This window comes from Clostridium porci, assembly GCF_009696375.1.
GTDB lineage: Bacteria > Bacillota > Clostridia > Lachnospirales > Lachnospiraceae > Enterocloster > Enterocloster porci.
This window is the reverse complement of the sequence record NZ_VUMD01000008.1, coordinates 100,277-118,005: the sequence shown is the minus strand read 5'-3', so window position 1 is coordinate 118,005 and position 17,729 is coordinate 100,277. Positions and strand designations below refer to the sequence as shown.

Annotated in this window: 16 protein-coding genes and 2 tRNA genes; 11 read left to right on the top strand and 7 right to left on the bottom strand. The window is 44.5% G+C overall.

Annotated features, from left to right (window positions below; translation table 11 throughout):
• The first annotated feature begins 534 nt into the window (after positions 1 to 534).
• The 6 genes from FYJ39_RS10710 (at position 535) to FYJ39_RS10685 (ending at position 8,610) form a co-directional block, all read left to right on the top strand.
• On the top strand, positions 535 to 1,884 hold the full coding sequence (locus FYJ39_RS10710; RefSeq protein ID WP_154472461.1) for a carbohydrate ABC transporter substrate-binding protein: 1,350 nt from the start codon (positions 535 to 537) through the stop codon (positions 1,882 to 1,884).
• Between the two features lie 154 nt (positions 1,885 to 2,038).
• Positions 2,039 to 2,929 (top strand): carbohydrate ABC transporter permease, encoded by an 891-nt coding sequence (locus FYJ39_RS10705; protein ID WP_154472460.1) that lies wholly within the window; start codon positions 2,039 to 2,041, stop codon positions 2,927 to 2,929.
• Between the two features lie 18 nt (positions 2,930 to 2,947).
• Entirely contained in the window at positions 2,948 to 3,829 is an 882-nt protein-coding gene (locus tag FYJ39_RS10700; RefSeq protein ID WP_154472459.1) for a carbohydrate ABC transporter permease, read from the top strand.
• An 8-nt stretch (positions 3,830 to 3,837) separates the two neighbouring features.
• The gene (locus FYJ39_RS10695; RefSeq protein ID WP_154472458.1) at positions 3,838 to 4,017 is read left to right on the top strand and encodes a DUF6903 family protein; all 180 of its coding nucleotides are present in this window, start codon (positions 3,838 to 3,840) and stop codon (positions 4,015 to 4,017) included.
• Between the two features lie 34 nt (positions 4,018 to 4,051).
• Positions 4,052 to 6,211 (top strand): 1,3-beta-galactosyl-N-acetylhexosamine phosphorylase, encoded by a 2,160-nt coding sequence (gnpA, locus tag FYJ39_RS10690; RefSeq protein ID WP_154472457.1) that lies wholly within the window; start codon positions 4,052 to 4,054, stop codon positions 6,209 to 6,211.
• Positions 6,212 to 6,213: 2 nt separating this feature from the next.
• Entirely contained in the window at positions 6,214 to 8,610 is a 2,397-nt protein-coding gene (locus FYJ39_RS10685) for a glycoside hydrolase family 95 protein (RefSeq protein WP_195840414.1), read from the top strand.
• 303 nt (positions 8,611 to 8,913) lie between these two features.
• Here FYJ39_RS10685 and FYJ39_RS10680 read toward each other — a convergent pair whose 3' ends face one another.
• The 7 genes from FYJ39_RS10680 to FYJ39_RS10650 form a co-directional block, all read right to left on the bottom strand.
• Positions 8,914 to 9,471: a GNAT family N-acetyltransferase gene (locus FYJ39_RS10680; protein ID WP_154472455.1), complete on the bottom strand. Its 558-nt coding sequence runs from the start codon at positions 9,469 to 9,471 to the stop codon at positions 8,914 to 8,916.
• 10 nt (positions 9,472 to 9,481) lie between these two features.
• Positions 9,482 to 10,336, bottom strand: a complete 855-nt coding sequence (locus FYJ39_RS10675; protein ID WP_195840413.1) for a U32 family peptidase — start codon at positions 10,334 to 10,336, stop codon at positions 9,482 to 9,484.
• Between the two features lie 75 nt (positions 10,337 to 10,411).
• On the bottom strand, positions 10,412 to 10,621 hold the full coding sequence (locus tag FYJ39_RS10670) for a hypothetical protein (protein ID WP_154472453.1): 210 nt from the start codon (positions 10,619 to 10,621) through the stop codon (positions 10,412 to 10,414).
• Positions 10,618 to 11,034, bottom strand: coding sequence for a hypothetical protein (locus FYJ39_RS10665; RefSeq protein WP_154472452.1), 417 nt, complete (start codon positions 11,032 to 11,034; stop codon positions 10,618 to 10,620). The genes FYJ39_RS10670 and FYJ39_RS10665 overlap by 4 nt, the downstream gene beginning before the upstream one ends.
• 102 nt (positions 11,035 to 11,136) lie before the next feature.
• Complete coding sequence (locus FYJ39_RS10660) at positions 11,137 to 11,394, bottom strand: hypothetical protein (protein WP_154472451.1); 258 nt, start codon at positions 11,392 to 11,394, stop codon at positions 11,137 to 11,139.
• A gap of 275 nt (positions 11,395 to 11,669) precedes the next feature.
• Positions 11,670 to 11,753 (bottom strand) — tRNA-Leu (locus FYJ39_RS10655).
• Positions 11,754 to 11,834: 81 nt separating this feature from the next.
• Positions 11,835 to 11,916, bottom strand: a tRNA-Tyr gene (locus FYJ39_RS10650).
• A gap of 301 nt (positions 11,917 to 12,217) precedes the next feature.
• Here FYJ39_RS10650 and FYJ39_RS10645 point away from each other — a divergent pair.
• The 5 genes from FYJ39_RS10645 to FYJ39_RS20905 all read left to right on the top strand — a co-directional run bounded on the left by FYJ39_RS10645 (position 12,218) and on the right by FYJ39_RS20905 (position 17,705).
• The gene (locus FYJ39_RS10645; protein WP_154472450.1) at positions 12,218 to 14,266 is read left to right on the top strand and encodes a DHH family phosphoesterase; all 2,049 of its coding nucleotides are present in this window, start codon (positions 12,218 to 12,220) and stop codon (positions 14,264 to 14,266) included.
• A gap of 85 nt (positions 14,267 to 14,351) precedes the next feature.
• Complete coding sequence (gene rplI, locus FYJ39_RS10640) at positions 14,352 to 14,798, top strand: 50S ribosomal protein L9 (RefSeq protein WP_154472449.1); 447 nt, start codon at positions 14,352 to 14,354, stop codon at positions 14,796 to 14,798.
• 18 nt (positions 14,799 to 14,816) lie between these two features.
• Positions 14,817 to 16,175 (top strand): replicative DNA helicase, encoded by a 1,359-nt coding sequence (dnaB, locus tag FYJ39_RS10635; RefSeq protein ID WP_154472448.1) that lies wholly within the window; start codon positions 14,817 to 14,819, stop codon positions 16,173 to 16,175.
• Between the two features lie 362 nt (positions 16,176 to 16,537).
• A complete protein-coding gene (locus FYJ39_RS10630; protein ID WP_154472447.1) occupies positions 16,538 to 17,206 on the top strand; it encodes a MerR family transcriptional regulator in 669 nt (222 codons plus the stop codon).
• A gap of 217 nt (positions 17,207 to 17,423) precedes the next feature.
• The gene (locus FYJ39_RS20905; protein WP_235919798.1) at positions 17,424 to 17,705 is read left to right on the top strand and encodes an ATP-binding cassette domain-containing protein; all 282 of its coding nucleotides are present in this window, start codon (positions 17,424 to 17,426) and stop codon (positions 17,703 to 17,705) included.
• Positions 17,706 to 17,729 lie beyond the last annotated feature (24 nt).

The following is a 17,729-nucleotide window of genomic DNA, read 5'->3' as shown; positions in this document are numbered from 1 at the left end:
TTTATGTTCTTTCATGTTGAAATCCTCCGTGATTTTATGATTTTTTCACGGCGAAATACCGGATTTTTATGTTCAAAACAGGTACTGTCATATCAGGGATTTTCAAAAAATTTGGCGTACAAAATGGCGTACTTGAGGGGTCTTGAGTGCCGAAAAACGTTGATTTTAAAGGCTTTTTCGAGGGTCGGTTGATATCTTGCCGTGACAGCTTAACACTCTCACGCAATATCCGCAGGCGTTCTCCTGGCTCTTTCGTGGGCTGTGACCGCCTTGTTTTCTCTATGTCCATTATATCATCTGTACGTTTGCAACCCGAAATAAGCATACAAGCGTAAATTTAAAGAAAATATATAAACAAGAAATAAGGAGTCTACGTTTTTGAAAAAGCGGCGGGTAGAATTTTGACAAAAATGAATAAAGCAAGATTTATAAAAAATAGAACAAGAAAGAAGATTGTAACAAGTAGGAAAGTAATATATTATCTATTATAGATACAATAGTTATGACAAATGAATCAGTGAAGGAGAAAAAATTATGAAAAAGAAAAAACTGATCAGTTTGCTACTTGTAGCTTCTATGGCATTCGGGCTTTCGGCATGCAGTTCTTCCAGGGACAAAGGGGGAGACGATGCGGACAAAGGCGGCTTAGAGGAGAACAAAGTGTTGAAGGTCTCTGCGGTAGAGACGGCATATGGACAGGATATGTGGAAAGCTGTATGTGCTGCGTTCGAGGCATCTCATGAGGGCGTTACAGTTGAACTGACGATTGATAAAAAGCTTGAAGATATCATCACTCCACAGATGAAATCAGGAGATTATCCGGATGTAATCTTAAGAGCGGTTGGTGCAGAGTCAGGTTTGACAGAGACTTTTATAAAAGACAAAAACCTTGTCGAAATGACAGACGTGCTTGATATGACAGTGCCGGGCGAGGATGTTGCCGTAAAGGATAAGATTCTTCCGGGCTTTGTGGAAAACTCCATTACGAATCCATACGGAGACGGAAAGACATACTTGATGCCAATGTTCTACGGACCATGCGGTCTGTTCTACAACGCGGGAATTTTTGAAGAAAAAGGCTGGGAAGTACCGGAGACATGGGAAGAGATGTGGGAACTTGGCGACAAGGCGAAAGAGGAAGGAATCGCGCTGTTTACATATCCTACATCCGGTTATTCCGATGCATTCCTCTATGCATTGCTGCATGAAACAATGGGAGCGGACGATTTCCAGAAAGCTTTGAAATATGAAGAAGGGATCTGGGATACAGATGGGGCGAAAAAGGCGTTTGATATCGTGGTAAAACTTGCTTCATATACAGAGCAGACAACTCCGGCAAACGCAAACGACAATGATTTCCGTAAGAACCAGCAGCTTGTGCTTGACAACAAAGCGCTGTTCATGCCGAACGGTAACTGGGTGATCGGCGAGATGGCAGACGCGCCGAGAGCAGATGGGTTTGAATGGGGATTCACAGCTCTTCCGGCAGCAGAAGCAGGCGGAGAGAGAGCTTCCTACACATTCTTCGAGCAGATATGGATGCCGGCAGGAGCGGAGAACCAGGAACTTGGAAAAGAGTTCATCGCATATATGTATTCTGACGAGGCGGCTTCAATCTTTGCAGAAAAAGGCGGAGCAGTACAGCCGATCGAAGGTATGTCGGACAAACTGGACGGAGACGCAAAACTTTACTATTCTATCTATGACACGGGCGCGGTTGCTGTTATGGATGCATTTGCAACTACGGAGCCGGTAGAAGGGATTACTACAAGGACAACATTTTTTGATCCGATCAATTCACTGGTAACAGGCGATAAGACAGAGCAGGAATGGATCGATCGGATCAAGACTGACAGCGATAAGCTTCGCGCGGCATTGCAGTAAAACTGAATAAGTTTCCGGATGTTCCAAAAGGTTTGACACAAAGTTTGAAAGAAGGCTTATAGGTGAGGCAGGCGGTGAAACAGTTTCACCGCCTGTTTTTATCCCACGGCAATTTTGCAGTTGGGAGTGAGAAGAAAGAATTGGAGATGAGCCAATGAAAGAAAGAAAAGGTAAGGGGTTGTTCGTTTTCTACTGTCTTGCCCCGGCAGCGATTTTATTTATCGTGTTTATGATTATCCCTACGATAGATATTTTTAGAATGTCGTTGTTTAAATGGGGAGGCTACACGGCGGATAAGAAGTTCGTAGGGCTTGACAATTTCAAGATGCTGTTTCAGAGCGACAGGTTTTATCAGGCATTTCAGAATTCTATTTTGCTGATTGTTATGGTTACGATCATTACATTTGCGCTGGCTCTGATATTCGCCTATATTTTATCGAGAGAAAGACTGAAAGGGCAGACATTCTTCCGTGTGATTTTCTATATACCGAATATTTTGTCCGTTGTTGTTATCAGCGCTATTTTCTCAGCCATCTATGATCCGAATCAGGGACTCTTAAATTCATTTCTCAATCTGTTCAGAGGAGCGAACAATCCGGTACTCTGGCTGGGGGATCAAAAGATCGTTATCTACAGCATTGTGATCGCGATGGTCTGGCAGGCGATCGGATATTATATGGTCATGTATATGGCGAGTATGGCTAATGTGCCGGAGAGCCTGTATGAGTCCGCAAGTCTTGAGGGAGCGGGTAAGATCACTCAGTTTTTCACGATTACAATACCGCTGATCTGGTCAAATATCAGGACGACGCTGACCTTTTTTGTTATCAGCACGATCAATATGAGTTTCCTGCTCGTAAAAGCTATGACAAACGGCGGACCGGACGGAGCTTCCAACGTGTTCTTAAGCTATATGTACCAGGAGGCGTACACGAACTCCTCCTATGGATATGGTATGGCCATCGGAGTAATGGTATTCTTGTTCTCCTTTGCACTGGCAGGAATATTAAATGTGGCTACAAAACGGCCTGATATAGAATTTTAGGAAGGAGAATCAGTGAATATGAATAAGAAAAGTAAAAAGACAGTAACACCGGCAAACGTGCTGGTTTATATTTGCCTGCTCCTCCTTGCAGTTATAATAATTATACCAGTGGTGTGGGTGTTTGTTGCATCAGTAAAGCAGAATTCAGAATTTTACGGAAATCCATGGACGCTTCCGGAAACACTGTATATTCAGAACTTTGCCGACGCGTGGCAAAAAGCGAGCATGGGTTCTTATATGCTGAACTCGGTCGTTGTCACAGCGCTTGGAATCGCTTTGCTTATTATTATCGCGCTGCCGGCGGCTTATGTGCTGTCCAGATTCAAATTCCCCACGGGGAAATTCTGGAATATCCTGTTTATGGCGGGACTGTTTATCAATGTGAGTTATATTGTAGTGCCTATTTTTCTTATGCTGAATAATTGGGACAGGGGGATAAGAGAGATCACGGGAAATACATTTTTCCTGAATAACCTTTTTATATTGGCTCTTGTATATACTTCCACGTCATTGCCCTTTACGATTTATCTTCTGTCCGGTTATTTCAGGACATTGGCAAGGGACTATGAGGAGGCTGCATATGTAGATGGGGCGGGATATTTTACAACGATGACAAAGATTATGTTCCCAATGGCAAAGCCCAGTATTGTCACGATCATTTTGTTCAACTTCCTGGCGTTCTGGAACGGGTATATTATTTCGATGACACTGCTCCCGAAGCCGGAGCTGAAAACTCTTCCGGTAGGACTGATGAACTTGATGGCAGCTCAAAAATCAGCGGTCGAATACGGACAGATGTATGCCGGACTTGTGATCGTTATGCTGCCGACGCTTATTCTGTATATCTGCGTACAGAAGAAACTGACACAGGGCATGACTCTTGGCGGATTGAAAGGTTAGGTTATCATATGGAAGAAAGAACCAAAAAGATAGTGACGGGTATTATTGCCGCCCTTATTTTTATCATGTGTGTTGCACTTATTGCAGTAGGGCAAAAGAATGTGGGACCTAAGGGGCTTTTCACTATGCTCGCAGGTCTTGCGGGACTTGTAAGTCTTTTGGCTTTTTATAACAGCAAATTTAAATAACATAGATTAAGAAAGATGGAAGAGGAAAGCTTTGATGGAACGATCAAAAGGACTTGTGACCATTCCTACAGACTTGGATGTGGTACAGGAAACAATGGAATTGATAAAGAAATGGGGAGCAGACGCGATCCGTGACTGTGATGGAACTGATTTCCCGGATGAGCTAAAAGGTATACAGGCGGAGATATATTCCACCTATTATACAACGCGCAAGGACAATGCCTGGGCGCAGGCAAATCCTGATGAAATCCAGCAGATGTATCTGATGACACCTTTCTATACTGCCGAGTCAGATATACTGGAGATTAGGATCATGAAGGGACTCTATCCGGATATGCTCACTCCGAATATACGCGACGACATAAAACGCTGGTGGGAAGTAATCGACCGGACAACCGGAGAGAGCGTGCCGGCAGATCAGTGGGAGTATAATGAGGCGCAGCAGAGAGTGACCATCACAACGGTACCATTTCACGAATATACAGTAAGCTTTCTCGCGTATATTATGTGGGATCCAGTGCATATGTACAATGCGGTCACTAATTCATGGGAAGGCGTGGAGCACCAGATCACATTTGATGTGAGGCAGCCCAAGACACATGAGTATACGCTCAAAAGGCTGAAAACATTTATAGAAGAACACCCCTATGTGAATGTTCTCCGCTTCACTACTTTTTTCCATCAGTTTACGCTCATATTTGATGAGCTGGCAAGAGAAAAATATGTGGACTGGTATGGATACTCAGCCTCTGTAAGTCCATATATTTTGGAACAGTTCGAAAAAGAGGTAGGTTATAAGTTCCGGGCAGAATATATTATTGATCAGGGATATTATAATAACCAGTATCGTATACCGAGCAAGGAATATAAAGATTTTCAGGCTTTCCAGAGACAGGAAGTAGCCAAGATCGTAAAAGAGATGGTGGATATTACACACGAGTATGGGAAAAAGACAATGATGTTTTTAGGAGATCACTGGATCGGTACAGAGCCATTCATGGAGGAGTTCAAGACCTTAGGCTTAGACGCGGTTGTGGGAAGTGTGGGAAATGGTTCTACACTCAGACTGATCAGCGATATTGAAGGAGTAAAATATACAGAAGGGCGTCTTTTGCCGTACTTTTTTCCAGACGTATTCTGCGAGGGTGGCGATCCGGTCAAAGAGGCAAAATATAATTGGGTGACCGCGAGAAGAGCGATTCTTAGAAAACCGATTGACAGGATTGGATATGGAGGCTATCTGAAATTGGCGCTCAAATTCCCGGAGTTTATTGAGTATGTGGGACAGGTATGTGATGAGTTTCGCACGCTGTATGAAAATGTCAAAGGGACAACTCCGTATTGTGCAAAAAAGGTGGCCGTACTTAACTGCTGGGGCAAAATGAGAGCCTGGGGATGTCATATGGTACATCATGCACTTTACCAAAAGCAGAATTATTCTTATGCCGGTATTATCGAGTCGCTTTCCGGGGCTCCGTTTGATGTTTCATTTATCAGTTTTCAGGATATTTTGGACGAGCCGTCTATACTTGATCATATTGATGTGCTGATTAACGTGGGAGATGCAGACACCGCGCATACCGGAGGCGAGTGGTGGGCAAATCCTAGGATCATAGAGGCTGTCCGCAGGTTTGTGTACAATGGCGGCGGCATCATTGGTGTGGGAGAGCCGTCAGGACACCAGTATCAGGGACATTTCTTCCAGCTTGCGCAAGTTTTTGGGGTGGAGGAAGAAAGAGGCTTTACTTTGGGATATGATAAGTATAACTGGGAGGAGCATAGGCATTTTATTCTGGAGGATACAGATACCGTTGATTTCGGAGAGGGCAAGAAGAATATCTATGCTCTGGAGGGGGCCACAGTGCTTGTACAAAGAGAGAAGGAAGTCCAGATGGCGGTTAATGAATTTGGCAGAGGGCGTTCCGTGTATATCAGCGGTTTGCCCTACAGCTTTGAGAACAGCCGGATATTATACCGCTGCATACTTTGGAGCTGTCACAGTGAGAAAGAACTGAATAAATGGTTCAGCACAAATTACAATGTGGATGTACATGCCTATCCAAAAAACAATAAATACTGTGTGGTAAACAATACGGATAAGTTGCAGAGGACAGTGATCTACCGTGGAGATGGAAGCAGCTTTGATATCGAGATGGAGCCAAATGGAATCGTATGGTATGCAATAGAAGAATGAAAATGTTTTACAGGCAGCCGGCCAAAAGCTGGAAAGAATGTATTCCTATCGGGAATGGAAGAATTGGAGGAATGATTTTTGCTGATCCTGGAGCTGAGAGAATCTGTCTCAATGAGGATTCTCTCTGGTCGGGATATCCGGGGGAGAAGCAGATGAGAAATGCCAATGGGACAAAAAAACAATATTTAGATCAGGTGCGCAGTGCGGTGGCAGAGGAGGATTATGCAAAAGCCGAGGAACTTCTGGAAAAGCATCTTCTGGGAGAGTTTACGGAGAGCTATCTGCCGCTTGGCACGCTGCATGTGGATATTCCGGCACTGGAAATCTGGAATCTGGAGACATGTGCATCGGAGTGGAAAACAGAGCGAGAAACAGATCCGCCGCCGGCAGATTCTTCGTCCTGTGATCCCCGCGGAAAAATTGGCGTTACAGAATATGAGAGAGGGCTTACGCTTGATACCGGGATTGCCTGGGCACGCATGAAGACGCCGGCAGGAGGAGAAATACGAAAAGAGTATTTTTGCAGCTATCCTGATGCGTGTATGGTGATACACATTGAATCAGACGAGCCTCTGCCAGAAGTGAGAATCAGCCTGGAAAGTGAGCTTAAGAAGAACGGAACCAAACTGTTAGAACAAGATACCGTGATGTATTACTTTCAATGCCCTGAGCATGTTGACCCGAACTATGTAAAAAATAAAACTCCTATTATATGGGGAGAAAGAGGAAAGAAGTTTCAGGTCCTTGTCAAAGTGATGGAAACAGACGGTACGGTCAGGGCGGTGGAGAACGGAGCCTATAACCCTCAGGAGAAAAGTGACAGCCTAGAAAACGGAACCGGCGAGATATATGTGAAAGAGGAAATATGCATTGAAAAGCCTACACAGCTTACGATCGTACTCACGGCGGTGAAAGAACTTGAGACTGGGGGAAGCTATGCCCAGTTAAAGGAAAGACACGTGAAGGACTATCAAAGTCTGTACAGCAGAGTCAGTCTTGACTTGGGAGAACAGCCGGAGCTCCCCACAGATGAACGCCTGAAAGCGTTGAGAAACGGTCAGGAGGATCATCCATTGTTCGCCCTTTATTTTCAATATGGAAGATATCTGCTAATTAGCTCTTCGAGGGGAAAGGAGAATCTTCCGGCTACACTTCAGGGAATCTGGTGCTGGGAAATGCAGCCGCCATGGAGTTCAAATTGGACGACGAATATTAATGCTCAGATGAACTACTGGCCGGTACAAAAATGCAATCTGTCAGAATGTCTGGAGCCATATGTTAGTTGGATGAAGCGGCTTGCAAAATCCGGGGAGGAGACAGCGCAAAAGTATTGTGGGTGTCGTGGATATTCTGTCAATCACAATGTGGATGGCTGGTATGCGACCAATCCCGTTGGTATGCCCTTTGGAGGAGGGACATCCCATGAGGGCTGCAGCGAGTATGCGTGGTTCCCTCTGGGAGGAATATGGCTTTGTCAGGAAGTATGGCGCGCGTATGAGTACAGGCCCCAGCCAGAACTTTTGAAGGAGACTGTGCTTCCGCTTCTTACAGGCGCCGTGCGATTTTGCTTAGATTGGCTTGTTCCATTTGGGGAATATTATGTGGTAAATCCATCAACCTCCCCGGAACATCGGTTTGAAGACCCCAAAATGCCGGGACGTTACCGGGCGGTGTCTATGGCCTCTACCTTGGATATGTCGCTGATTAGAGAGGTGTTTCTCAATTACCGCAGGGCTGTGGATTGTGCGTGTGAAGAGGGTGTGTATGCAGAACGTAAATGTGACGAGAGTGCGAAGGAGTGGGGACATATTCTGGAGGAAGCAAAAGGGCTTCTTGGAGAGGTGGACAAGGTAGAACAGAAACTGTATCCATACTGTGTGGGGGCAGATGGAAGACTCCAAGAGTGGTATAAAGATTTTAGAGAAAAAGAGAGAGGACATAGACATCTGTCACATCTGTATGGCCTTTTTCCAGGAGAATTATTCTGTGAGAATAAAGAGCTTGTTGATGCGGCAAAAAAATCTTTAGACTGCCGCATGGAAAATGGAAGCGGTCAGACAGGGTGGAGCTGTGCATGGGCAGCAGAGCTCTATGCAGTGTTAGGTGATGGGGAAAAGGCTTTCTCCTACATGAGGAAATTGTTGGAGAAGTCTACCTATGACAACTTGTGGGATGCGCATCCGCCGCTGTTTTTTCAGATTGACGGAAACCTTGGAGGAACTTCGGCAATCGCGGATATGCTTGTACAGGATCGTGGCGGGGAAGTGAAACTGCTGCCAGCATTGCCGCCAAAATGGAGTGAAGGCAGTGTAAAAGGATTGCGCATAAAGGGAAATAAGACAGTAGATATTTCGTGGAAAGATGGGGCGGTTACAGCTTATCAGATTCACGAAGGGTAGATTCTGACCATCTGTGATTCAGAATATCGGATGGAAAAATGGTAGCGGCATTACCTCATGTTAGGAGGTAGTACCGCTATTGAGGTGTACACCCGCAAAAGCGGGTGCCCTTGACATGGAACCGGATTCATGCTAATAAGATGCGTAAGGGGCTGAATAGCAAAGCTGCCATTCAGCCCTTGCAACAAAATTTATTGAAGTTACCGCTACGTATTTTACATCAAACCAAGAAGTTTACATAAAATAGTTTACATTACCGAAACAGTTTTACCACAAGAAGTAGATATGGAGTTACAGCTTCTTTCAAACACGCTCGTTTGCAATAATTGCATACACACAAGCGTCCACAATTCCTCTATTACTATAATCTCCAGATTTTAATGTGCCTTCATATTTCATCCCACATTTTGCCATCACTTTTCCAGAATATATGTTTTGGGGATCATGCCATGATTCAATGCGATTTGCTTTCACTTTTTCAAACATAAACTGTATAACTAGGTATAATGCCTCACTTGTTATTCCTTTATTCCACCATTTACTGCCAATACAAAACCCTAAGTGAACCATGTCAATGCAATCATCATATTTATTGACGCTTATAGTTCCTATCGGTCCCAGTGAAGGATCGTCTTTTAAAACAATAGCCCATTGATAAAATGTTACATCTGTATATTTATCATTCCAATTTTCGATGATCCTTGCGGTTTCTCCTACATTTTCGTGTGGTCTCCACCTTAAATATCTTGCAACCTTCTCATCCGATGTCCAGTTTCGATAGCACATTTCGGCATCGGAAATCGAAAACTTTCTTAATGTTAATCTGCTTGATGCCAATTCAATCGTTCCTAAATGATTCATAATCGCCACCTCATACTGAGAAATTTTCTTCTTCTGTTTTTACAAGCAACGATAAATACTCCTCGACATTTTCTTTCTGCAATTCAACAACTTTCATCGCCCAAGTTTTGCAATAATCACACTTATCGCATCCAGAAGTACAAGGAATTCTTCTATCAGAAAATCTTGAAATAAAGCCATCTAATTTCTTATTATCAACATAAACTCCTAGTCGCCAAAACTCATCATTTTTTTCACGCTTCAATTCTTCTCTGTCCTTCGGGTAAAACCATTGCATTAAATATAATAAATTGCCTTCATAATTACCCTGCATATATGCTTGTGCCACATTTATATTATATTCTTCCTTTTTATCTCTACCATCTAATTTGAAGTTATGAACGCCAATCTTTGCATATGCCTCTACATCTTCAGGTCTTATCCATGGGGATTTAATATATTCTTCGACTTCCTCCAGTTGTCTTCTTTGACACCGAGGAGTAGTATACGATAAAAATTCGCCTTTTCTTACAAATGAACTAGCAAGTGCATTATCTCTAACGGCAGATAAATTCATATGATAATATAAATCACTGCATTTATATAGGCAAGGTGTTGTACATAATACCTTTACATCCATTGATGTATTATTTACAAGTTTTTCTAAAATATCAAAATCACGGTTTAAATCTTTAGCAGGTACTATCATATCCGCTCCAATTGCCTCAAAATCTTTTGCTCTTTGGACAGACTCTATTTCAGCACAGATTGAAGCAGTAATGTGACAGCTTGGATAGTGATATTTAATAAACCTGATGAGGTATGGCGTAGAAACTGTTATTCTTTTCACACCTGCATTAAGTAATCTCTCTACAAATACTTTCAACTTCTGCTTACCTTCTTTTGAATACTCTATGCCATCGGAAACCGTACTGTTCATAATATAATCAAATTCAAAATCCTATTTCTTGGCATCAGTTATATAATCTAATAACTCTGTTTCAGTTATTTGAGGTAAAGTTGCCGCAGGGCGAATTGTTCCTACCGGAGCTCCCGGCATTGAACCATATAGTTCCTTGATTCGTCTTCCATTTACAGACTCATTATTTAATTTACTTAACTCGACTAATTGATTTTTTGTGTAATTAGCCGGTACTGAAAAGTTGATCATCTTTCTCCTCCAAATCTTTTCTTCCAATTAAGCAAAGAAATTACAATTATCAAATAGGCAATAACCGTGTATTTGAAAAAACTACTCATATTGTCATCTGTAATGGTTTTTGAAATAATAAATAAAACTACTGTTGTTAAGATGCTTCGTAATGCACTCATAAATGATAATACACTCGAAATATCATTTTTATCAATCACTTTAATATATTGAGACTCAATTACTTCTTCTGAAACCATAGTCATTCCCTGTAAAATTGCAAAAGCCATAATAGTATTTGAAGCACTAGTCAGTATAATCATAAACAAAGCTGCAATTCTCATTGACCCAACTGCAATCCAAAATGGGTTGATTTTCCCTACTATTTTTTTTCTAACATACCTATTGCACAAATACCTACTAAAACAATACATAAAAAAAACGGTTCCTACTAATTATTCTCCTTTATGATGATTTCTTGCAGCTTTATGTTTTATAATAGCCGTATCGTCCAGCGGCATGACCTTTTCAATCTGTTACGTAACCAAGGTTGTTACATCGATTCGAAATTTTTGCTGTTGCTTCTTTGCAGCGCTCTGGATATATTGAGGCATGGCAGTGGCAACGGTTTCTCCCGGCAGTTCTTTGCTGTCAATCTCTTGTTTAATGTCCCACAGGATAGAAAGGAGCATGCTCTTGATTTTCTCAATCTCCGCTTCATGCTCTTTTTGAGTAACAGGGTAGCCATTACATAAATCTGAAATCCGCTGTCCGGGTGTTCCGGGTAAAGCCATAGACACGCACCTCCTCTGCATAACTCCATTGTACAGGAAAATTGCAAAAATACAATTCTCAAAGTGTTAACTTCTCTGTCTTTGAAAGCCCAGAAGGGCAGAAAGAATTTAAAGAATGGAAAGCACAAAGGGCAAAAGAAACAGAGAAGAAAAGGAGTGTATGACAAAATCGGCGGTATCACACTGAACCGCCGATTTTGCTTTTCGCATTAAAGATATACTAAAAATCCGAAGCTGTCCCCGATTGGAACCGGATTCGGATTATCATTATCTAATGCGGGTGGCCGGACTTGAACCGGCACGGTATTGCTACCGAGGGATTTTAAGTCCCTTGTGTCTGCCTATTCCACCACACCCGCACTTAAATGCGTATCACAGCTGAAAACAAGGGCCTTTACGCGCTCTGCACTGATGCCCTTAAGCTGAAGCCGGTACGCAAATGGGCGAAGGTGGATTCGAACCACCGAAGCTATTAGCAGCAGATTTACAGTCTGTCCCCTTTGGCCACTCGGGAATTCGCCCATATATCTTGTTAGCAAGTAGTGACTATAATACCACACAGATAGTGAAAAATCAAGAGGTTTAGGAATTTTTATGCACTGAATTTTTTTGGAGAGGAAACCAAAAAGGAGCAGCCTGTTGCCGGTTATTCAGAAGGAAGGAGGCGCCATCCAGATAAAAGAAGGTAAGCGCGCTTTCCTGTCTTCTCCAGTATTTTTTCGGTTTCCTGTCCTCTCTTGTATTTTCCATGGACGAATGGCTGTGGATATGTTATAATTCATAAGATAGGCATATTTTGTCTAGATATGATTGGAGGAGGACTATGAAAGATAAGGGAAAGGTGCGGGGCACGTTTAAGGCGTACCTGCAATGGCCGCTGTTTTTGTCGGTCCTTTTGATTATATTGACTGCTGTCGTAGGGGCTGTATCGGTGAAGGCCGGTATCATAGTGTCCGCGTTTACGCTTGTTTATATTGGAATAGCTATGTGGCTTTACTGTTCAAGGCGGAGAGGGATTTTGGCAGGACTGATAGAATTTTCCACTGCCTATGACCAGAGCCGGCAGAGCCTGATGGAAGAGATGCTGATGCCCTATGCGGTAGCGGACGGATCCGGGTATCTGCTTTGGATGAACCGGGAGTTTGCCGCAGTTCTGGAGGGCGATAAGTCCTCGGGGAAAAATATTACATCTATGTTTCCTGAGATTACAAAGGAAATGCTGGCAACCGGCGGCGAGCTTATCAGCATACACAGCGCCTTCGGGGATCGTAAATACAGAGTGGATTTAAAGCAGGTAGAGGTGGGACGGCTGAACGCAGCGGTTCAGGACAACGGGCTGGAGGGGCAGGGCTCCTTTGTAACGGCCATCTATCTGCTGGATGAGACACAGACCCTTAAGTATGTGCAGCAGATTACCGATCAAAAGCTGGTGGCAGGCCTCATTTACCTGGATAACTACGACGAGGCATTAGAAAGTGTGGAGGAGGTGCGCCGCTCACTGCTTACTGCGCTTATTGACCGTAAGATAAGTAAATATATTGCCGGTATCAACGGTATTGTAAAGAAGATTGAGAAGGATAAGTATTTCTTTGTTATTAAACAGCAGTATATGGCCCGGATTCAGGAGGAGCGCTTTTCGATTCTGGAGGATGTAAAGACGGTTAATATTGGAAATGATATGGCTGTTACCCTAAGCATTGGCATCGGTATGAACGGGGAGAGCTACTGCCAGAATTACGATTATGCCAGAACCTCCATCGACATGGCCCTGGGACGGGGAGGCGACCAGGCAGTGGTGAAGGATGGGGAAAAGATTCTATACTACGGCGGTAAGGCCCAGCAGATGGAAAAGACTACCCGCGTCAAGGCCCGCGTCAAGGCTCACGCATTGCGTGAACTGATGGAAAATAAGGACCGGCTGCTGATTATGGGGCACCGGCTGGCGGATATTGATTCCTTTGGTGCTGCGGTGGGAATTTACCGCATTGCGGTTTCTATGAATAAGAAGGCTAATATCGTGGTCAACGAGGTAACCTCCTCGGTACGTCCTATGATGGAGCGGTTTATAGGGAATGGGGAGTATCCGGAGGATATGTTCCTGAAAGGAGAACAGGCTGCAGAGCTGGCAGATCCAGGCGCTATGCTGGTGGTAGTGGATGTGAACCGCCCCAGCATTACCGACGAGCCAAGACTTCTTCAGATGGTTAAGACAGTGGTGGTGCTGGATCATCACAGGACCAGCAGTGAAATTATCAAGCACGCGGTTCTTTCCTATGTGGAGCCCTATGCTTCCTCTACCTGCGAAATGGTGGCGGAGGTGCTTCAATACATTGCCGACGGCATCAAGGTAAGGCCTGCTGAGGCAGATGCTATGTACGCAGGTATAGTGATAGATACTCAGAATTTTACCAATCAGACAGGTGTTCGTACCTTTGAGGCAGCTGCATTTTTAAGAAGAAGCGGTGCGGATATTACCAGAGTGCGGAAGCTGTTCCGGGAAAATATGAGGGATTATCAGGCAAAGGCTGAGGCAGTAAGGGCAGCGGAGGTTTACAAGGACGCCTTTGCTATCAGCCAATGTCCGGCTGAAGGGCTGGAAAGTCCCACGATTATCGGAGCACAGGCTGCCAACGAGCTTTTGGAAATTCGCGGGATTAAGGCCTCGGTGGTGCTGACAGAGTACAATGGAACCGTTTATTTTAGCGCCCGCTCCATTGATGAGGTCAATGTGCAGGTGATGATGGAGAAGCTGGGGGGTGGAGGCCACCGAACCATAGCAGGCGCTCAGATAGAAGGCGTTTCCATCGAAGAGGCGAAAGCGCGGTTAAAGGAGGTTATCGGGCAGATGCTGGAGGAGGGAGAGGTCTCCTAGAGAAATACTGTGCAAGGCAGTGAGGAAAGGAGCCTCGCCCAAAGGCGTCCCCTGGATAGAAAGCAATTAAGAAAGGAAGTTGAAAATGAATATTGTATTATTAGAGGATGTAAAGGCTTTAGGAAAAAAGGGAGAGGTTGTTAAGGTTAATGACGGCTACGCCAGGAATTTTATTTTACCCAAAAAGCTGGGGGTGGAGGCTACCCCCAAGAACCTGAACGACTTAAAGCTCCAGAAAGCAAATGAAGCTAAGGTTGCGGCTGAACAGCTGGCGGCAGCCAAAGAGCTGGGCAAACAGCTTGAGGAGGCTTCCGTTACCCTATCTATTAAAGCTGGAGAGGGAGGAAGAGCCTTTGGTTCTGTGTCCAGCAAGGAGATTGGAAAGGCTATCGGCGATCAGCTGGGCCTTGAGATTGATAAGAAGAAAATTGTGCTGAATGATCCCATTAAGTCGATCGGAAGCTTTGAGGTTCCCATTAAGCTTCACAAGGATGTAACCGCAAGGCTGGCAGTCAAGGTAGTGGAAGCGTAATATAAGGAGTGTTAGAATATGGAAGAAACCCTGATGAAACGGGTGCTTCCTCACAGCCTGGAGGCGGAGCAGTCGGTTATCGGCTCTATGCTGATGGACAGAGAGGCTGTAATCGCCGCGTCGGAGATTATAACGGGCAGCGATTTTTACCAGAAGCAGTATGGCATTATTTTTGACGCCATGGTGGAGCTGTTCAATGAGGGCAAGCCTGTGGATCTGGTAACCCTTCAAAACCGCCTCAAGGAGAAGGATGTTCCTCCTGAGGTAAGCAGCTTGGACTATGTCCGGGATATTATTACCATGGTGCCTACCTCGGCGAATGTAAAGTCCTATGCTAACATTGTAAGTGAGAAAGCAGTCTTAAGAAGGCTTATTAAGATAACAGAGGAAATTGCCAATACCTGCTATACAGGAAAGGAACCTCTTGAGAGTATTCTGGCAGATACGGAAAAATCTATTTTTAACCTTCTTCAAAACCGAAGCGGCCAGGAGTTTATGCCTATCAAGCAGGTAGCCATCAATGTTTTGGAGAAGATTGAGGACGCTTATAAGAACCAGGGAACAGTTACGGGGATTCCCTCTGGCTTTATTGATCTGGATTATAAGCTGTCAGGCTTTCAGCCTTCTGATTTTATACTGATTGCCGCCCGTCCTTCTATGGGAAAGACTGCTTTTGTGCTGAATGTGGTAGACCACATATCGGTGAGAAGGGGCCTGCCCTGTATGGTGTTCAGTCTGGAGATGTCCAAGGAGCAGTTGGTCAATCGCATGCTTTCTATGGAATCAAACGTGGATTCCCAGAAGCTGCGTACCGGTACTTTGACGGATTCGGATTGGGACGCGGTGGTAGAGGGAATCGGCGTTATCGGCAATTCCAAGCTGATTATTGATGATACGCCGGGCATTTCCATTTCGGAGCTTCGCTCCAAATGCAGAAAGATGAAGCTGGAATACGGGCTAAGTATTGTGATGATCGACTATTTGCAGCTAATGAGCGGAAGCAGGAAGGGAGGCGGGGAAAACCGCCAGCAGGAGATTTCAGAGATTTCCCGATCCTTAAAGGCGCTGGCTCGTGAGCTGAATGCTCCGGTGATTGCCCTGTCCCAGCTGTCCCGCGCCTGTGAAACACGAACGGATCACAGGCCAATGCTGTCGGATCTTCGGGAGTCCGGAGCCATTGAGCAGGATGCGGACGTGGTTATGTTTCTGTACCGCGATGATTATTATAACAAGGATACGGAGCACCCTAACGAGGCTGAGGTGATAATTGCCAAACAGCGTAACGGTCCGATTGGAACAGTTACCTTAATCTGGAAGCCGGAATATACTAAGTTTGTGAATGCGGCCCGGCCTCAGGCTGGGGGAGTTCAGGAATAAGCCTTTTCTATTCGAACCCTTTTGGTCTGGAGTTCCTCTGCTTTGCTTCATTCTACCATATCCTCCGGCTATGGTACTCCTCCGGGAGATGCACATGGTTCGGATCGGCGTTCTGCCACGCTTTCGCGTATCACTGAACCAGCGCTGTATCATATCTGGCGATATTTTTCCATAGACGGAGGAAAAACTGCGAGATCCATAAAAGATATTGGTTGCCAGCCGAGGCGCTTATTTCTCTTAGAAAATTTCTTAGGAACAGGTATAATGTCCATTCTCAACGCATAGATATAATAATAAGGCAGGACATGCCCGGAGTGTCTGTGGATGAAAGGCACACCCAAGATGTGAAGGAGAGAATGGCTATGGATGAAGTACATTATCTGATATCGGATGCGTCCAAAAAGGTTGATGTGGAGGCCCATGTATTGAGGTACTGGGAGGAGGAGCTGGAGCTTGATATTCCCCGCAACGAAATGGGGCATCGCTATTATACGGATTTACATATCCGGCTGTTTCGGCAGGTAAAGAACTTAAAAGAAAAGGGGTATCAGCTGAAGGCAATCAAGCATGCCTTAAACCAGGTGCTAAAGAAAAAGGAAAAAGGGCAGGTTCAGCTGACTGACGAGATTCTGGAGCGGGATATGGACAAGGCATTGAGAGAGCTTAAGACAGAGGAGGTTGGAACAGGACTGGCAGCTGTAAAGAACGAGGGATTTTCTGTAGCTGCCACAGAGGAAAAGATGGAGCAGTTTCAGCAGATTATGAACCTGATCATCGGACGGGCCTTAGAGGTTAATAATGAAAAGCTAAGCCAGGATATTAGTTATCTGGTGAATGATAAGATGGGAAAGGAACTGGAGTTTCTTCTCCAGGCATCCGATCAAAAGGAAGAAGAGCGCTTCCGCCGTCTGGATGAAACCTTAAGAACGTATCAGAAGGGGGGACAGGCAGAGGCCGCGGCTGCTAAGGTTCCATTTTTTAAGAGAAAAAGATTTGGACGCAGTGGAAAGAAGATGCAGAATCGTAAATAACGAGTGGGCAGACTTGGAGCAAATTATTAGAAAATGGAGGAATCAAGCAGGAAAAATATAGTAGGGGCAGTCCTAAAAATGTAATTCACAGACAGCCTGTAAATAAACATTCTTAAATAAGCTCGCCTTATGGCGGGCTGATTTGTTATAGAAAAGTATGAAAGGAATTCTAGCATTTTTTATCAGGGCTTTCCTGGCATTCCGGTAAATCCAACCCATGAACAAACCGCTGAAAAGGTTTCGAAATAAGAAGTTGTTTTCGCAATACTCTCTTGGCATGAAACAGCGGCTTGCAATCGCCCTTGCTGTTATGTACGCCCCGGAACTTTTGATTTTGGATGAACCAATTAACGGTCTGCCCCCAATCGTGATTGCAAAGGTGCGGAACTTCATTCGAGAACTCTGCGATGCCAGAGGGAAAACCATTTTGATTTCCAGTCACATTTCTTCCGATCGCTTTCTGTTGGCTGACGACATTGGCATCATTGACCATGGTTAGAGCATCTTTGCAGGTGCTACTATA